The sequence below is a fragment of the Sulfurimonas sp. genome (assembly GCF_016744025.1).
Taxonomy (GTDB): domain Bacteria; phylum Campylobacterota; class Campylobacteria; order Campylobacterales; family Sulfurimonadaceae; genus Sulfurimonas.
On sequence record NZ_JADGFC010000175.1, the window covers coordinates 1 to 4006 of the forward strand.

Annotated in this window: 6 protein-coding genes and 2 tRNA genes; 1 reads left to right on the forward strand and 7 read right to left on the reverse strand. The window is 30.4% G+C overall.

Going from position 1 to position 4006, the window contains the following annotated elements; translation table 11 throughout:
* Positions 1 to 237: 237 nt before the first annotated feature.
* The 7 genes from QZZ48_RS14535 to QZZ48_RS14565 form a co-directional block, all read right to left on the reverse strand.
* Positions 238 to 314 (reverse strand) — tRNA-Met (locus tag QZZ48_RS14535).
* 65 nt (positions 315 to 379) lie between these two features.
* Positions 380 to 456: transfer RNA gene (locus QZZ48_RS14540), tRNA-Arg, on the reverse strand.
* 67 nt (positions 457 to 523) lie between these two features.
* Positions 524 to 742, reverse strand: a complete 219-nt coding sequence (locus tag QZZ48_RS14545) for a hypothetical protein (RefSeq protein WP_294966980.1) — start codon at positions 740 to 742, stop codon at positions 524 to 526.
* 6 nt (positions 743 to 748) lie between these two features.
* Positions 749 to 976, reverse strand: a complete 228-nt coding sequence (locus QZZ48_RS14550) for a hypothetical protein (RefSeq protein WP_294966981.1) — start codon at positions 974 to 976, stop codon at positions 749 to 751.
* Between the two features lie 170 nt (positions 977 to 1146).
* Complete coding sequence (locus tag QZZ48_RS14555) at positions 1147 to 1650, reverse strand: hypothetical protein (protein ID WP_294966982.1); 504 nt, start codon at positions 1648 to 1650, stop codon at positions 1147 to 1149.
* Between the two features lie 247 nt (positions 1651 to 1897).
* Positions 1898 to 2293 carry a DCC1-like thiol-disulfide oxidoreductase family protein gene (locus QZZ48_RS14560; RefSeq protein ID WP_294966983.1) on the reverse strand — a complete coding sequence of 132 codons (396 nt, stop codon included), beginning with the start codon at positions 2291 to 2293 and terminating at the stop codon, positions 1898 to 1900.
* Positions 2294 to 2295: 2 nt separating this feature from the next.
* Positions 2296 to 3339, reverse strand: coding sequence for a phosphagen kinase (locus tag QZZ48_RS14565; RefSeq protein ID WP_294966984.1), 1044 nt, complete (start codon positions 3337 to 3339; stop codon positions 2296 to 2298).
* Positions 3340 to 3517: 178 nt separating this feature from the next.
* Between QZZ48_RS14565 and QZZ48_RS14570 the strand changes: the two genes are divergently transcribed.
* Positions 3518 to 3922, forward strand: coding sequence for an MATE family efflux transporter (locus tag QZZ48_RS14570; protein WP_294966985.1), 405 nt, complete (start codon positions 3518 to 3520; stop codon positions 3920 to 3922).
* The last annotated feature ends 84 nt before the right edge of the window (positions 3923 to 4006 follow it).

Sequence of the window (4006 nt, forward strand, 5' to 3'; positions counted from 1 at the left end):
AATACAAAACTCCGTATGAAGTGTTTTTCAGTGAAATGAGTAAAAGATTAGCTAGCTAATTTAGGTGGAAATTGCACTTGTTGTTGGAATTGGCGAATTAAATCATTTAACAATAGTGAAATAACAAGTTGACGGGTTCTAAAAGGTGTTTAAGTTTGCTTAGTATTGTGAGATATAAGGCTAGTTAAAATTGTTTAAAAAGTGTTGTTATAAACCTATAAATAAAAGATTTAGGATTGGTTGCGGAAACAGGATTTGAACCTGTGACCTTCGGGTTATGAGCCCGACGAGCTACCAAACTGCTCTATTCCGCTACATTTAGTAAAGTTAGTCAAAAAATTAAAAATTAAACTTGCGGGAAATAATTATTAAGTAAGTATGGTGCGCCCGACACGATTCGAACGTGTGACCGCTGGTACCGCAAACCAGTGCTCTATCCAGCTGAGCTACGAACGCACACCATCTCTTTTTTGAGAGATTGAAATTATAGCACCTTTAGCTTATAGTTTCCTAAAACCATAAACTAAAGTTCTGTTTTCTTTAAAATTCGTTCTATTTCTTTTTCTTGTAGAAAAAGTTCATGTGTTTTTTTCACATAAGCATGAAGCATTTTTTTAAGGTCATTATTTCCCTTTTTGTTAAAATCTTTTACCATTTCTTCTTCTAAAAATGGTGCAAAATCATCTTCAACATCTACATCAAAACGACGACCACCGATGTGTAAACCTATTTTTTTGCTCATTTATTCTTAGCCTAAGATGCTTTCTATTTTTTCTACTATCTCTTCTATCTCAATATCTTTCATCATATTAGCTTCTTGAAGTTTGTCTAACTCTGCATCTTTTGCTTCGTTTTCAGCTTTTAGAGTAACCATCTCTATACGAAACATTTTATTTTCTTCTTTGAGAGTGTTGTAGTTTTGTAATATTTGAGATACTTTCTCATTTAATTTATCTAAGTTAGTTTGATTTTGCACTATTTATCCTATCTATTTTATATCTGTATAATTCTATCACAAATATTCTAACCTTAGGTTTACACATCTAAGTAACAGCTGAGTTTACGGACTTACTAGCACTTATTTGATGTTATTTACAAAAGTAAAGATTATTATGATTTTTTATAATTGAGAGAGTATGATAGAAGCTATTTAGCTTCTATCACTTTTTTTAGTTCATCTTCTGAGTTGATTGTTACAACATTTGTAATTGATTTATTATCAAGATATACAACTACAATTTTTTCTACATCCATATTTGATCTATATGGAGCAGCAATCATCTTATCATCTAATAGTAAAACAGTGTGTTTAAAGTCTTTTAAACCAGGAAGGATAAATATACTTCTGATTAAAGAAGGCGCAGCACTTACATCAGCTACAAATTGTGTATTATTATCACTTAAATATGTAGGTGATTGTGTAACAAAAAAGTCGTTACAAGTATGTGCCATATCTTTTGAAAATGCAAATATCACTTTTTTAGTGTTTGAATCTAGAGCTTGTGCTTTTTCAAACTGATCGTTAAGTGCCATATCTGCTAAATTTTTTCCTACAACTAGTTTAGGTTCAACTACTACTTCTTCAGCACCTTTTGAACTACATCCTAAAAATAGTAATGCAGCCATTAATCCAACAATAATTTTTTTCATTTTTTCTCCAAATTTAATTTTTGACATACTACCCTAATTTTAGACACACTACAATGTAGCAAATCTACTGTTACTTAAATAGCACCTAATTTAGCTTATAAAGTGCTTCATCTGTGCGTTTTAAGAGTAGTTCTTTAACTTCATCTTTATTTACCTTAGAAAGGATAATAATAAACTCTTCTCCTCCACATTTTCCAAATCTATCACTTTCTCTTATTAAAATTTAGAGTTTCGGGTGAATTATAATTCAGTTTAAAAATTTATTTTTATCTTTATCTCTTGGTATTTTGCATACATTAGCCTTGCCAAATAAAGAGTACCTATTCTTAGCTAAGAGCCTATAAAGGACATCTCTAATAGATTTAGGAATATATATTAGAGGATATAAAAACCTTGCAAATCCTGATAAATTTTTAGCAATCATTAAAGAGGCTGTAGATGCAGTGTAGAATTCATTCTCATCTATAAGAATAAAGGTATCAAAATTATTAAGAGATAGATTGAACTTTTTTAGATATTCTTGCCCTATATCAGATTGCAAGGACGCAAAATGATATAGATTGTTTTTATCATGTTTTATAACGAAGTTAACAGCTCCATTGCAAAGATTACAAATACCATCAAACAAAATAATTTTAGACATTCTTATGCTAACTCTTTTTCTCTTTTTATAAGTGCAACTACACCATCATACATGTCCTGTACACACTCAACTTCACTAACACCAAGTCTTCTCTTATTTGATATATCATATATGCCGCCTTCACTAGCAGAATGTTCTCCATGAATACCTCTAATTTGAACATTATATTTATCTGCTATTGATTTAAACTCATCCATACTATTACCAAGGTTTGGCAGTTTTATATGTACACTAGCTCTCATTGCAGTTCCAAGGTTTGTTGGACAACTTGTAATATAACCTAAGTGCTCATTGTAAGCAAACTCAACTTTCTTAGATAATGCATCTATTGCAATCGTAAGTCTTGTGAACACTTCTTTTATATCTCCACCTTCTTGCATAGATATGATTCTAAGCTCATCTTCTTCATTTACCCATACAAGAAATGTTTTTTCATTGTTATGGAAAATGCCTCTTGAGTTTGGCCAGTTTTTGTTTAATCCTGCAGTTTCAAGAAATCTATCTCCAGCTTTAAATAAGAAGTGATCTTTGATAAGTGATTTGCTATCTTCTTCGCTCATGTTATTTAAAGGGTAGTATTTACCACCCAAATTATTTTTAAAACTACTCAATACATCAGACACATCTTTTTCTACTGAATCTCTTTGTTCATCACTTATTGCAGGTCCAAGAGGTATATTTTTTACATTTCTACCTACACGAATTCTTGTAGATAAAATATACTCGCCTTTTGGGTCTGGATTTGGAGCATTTAAATCATCTGGATTTAGATTACTTTTGTGTTTATCTTCTTTTTTAAATCCATGATATTCTTCGATAATAGGATCAAACAGCGATGCAAAAACTTCATAAGACTCTTCATCACCTACATAAGCACCTATGCCACTATCAGGATTTTGCACACCAGAGTTAATTGCTTGAGTTAATGTAAAACCATTTGACGTCACCTTGTCTTTTAACTCTTGGAAAATTTCTTTTGTTAAGTATTTTGCTAATAGAGATTTCGAGCCTTCTAGCGATTTTGGATATTCTTTTAACTCTTGCATTATTTTCCTATGTATCTCAAATATAAACTCTTGCATCTAGATAGATGGCTTTAAGTTCTGTATCTTCTCATTTAAGCAAAAATATTCTAAAAAAATGGTTAATATTAAAAAGATTATAATAAATAAGATACTATAAATTTTCGCTTATAATTAAATATCAGTACATAAAGAAATAACAATGCTTGAACAAAGACCTTACAAATTATTTTTAAAATATATCATTCCATCTATCCTTGGACTCCTTGCTATATCCTCAGCTACTATTGTTGATGGTTACTTTGTAGGTAACTATGTTGGAGAGATTGGATTAGCTTCTGTTAATATTACATATCCAATATTTTCCATCCTTTTTGGTGTTGGGCTAATGTTTGCAGTTGGTAGTAGCGTTATGGTTTCCAAATTACTAGGAGAAAATAAAATAGATGAGGCTTTGGATGTATTTTCAAAAGCCATTATATCGGTTAGTATTTTTAGTATAGTTGCGTGTGGATTGGTGTATGTAAATATTGAAAACATTTTTTATCTTTTAGATATTAAAAATGAATTTAAAAATAATGCAAACATTTATTTACGCCAATTCTAAAATCAAGTGCAATTTTTTGAAAGTAAGTTGAAAGATAGGATTAATCGATAATCTGCTAATCTTATTCGACCAAAAACAAAGAAG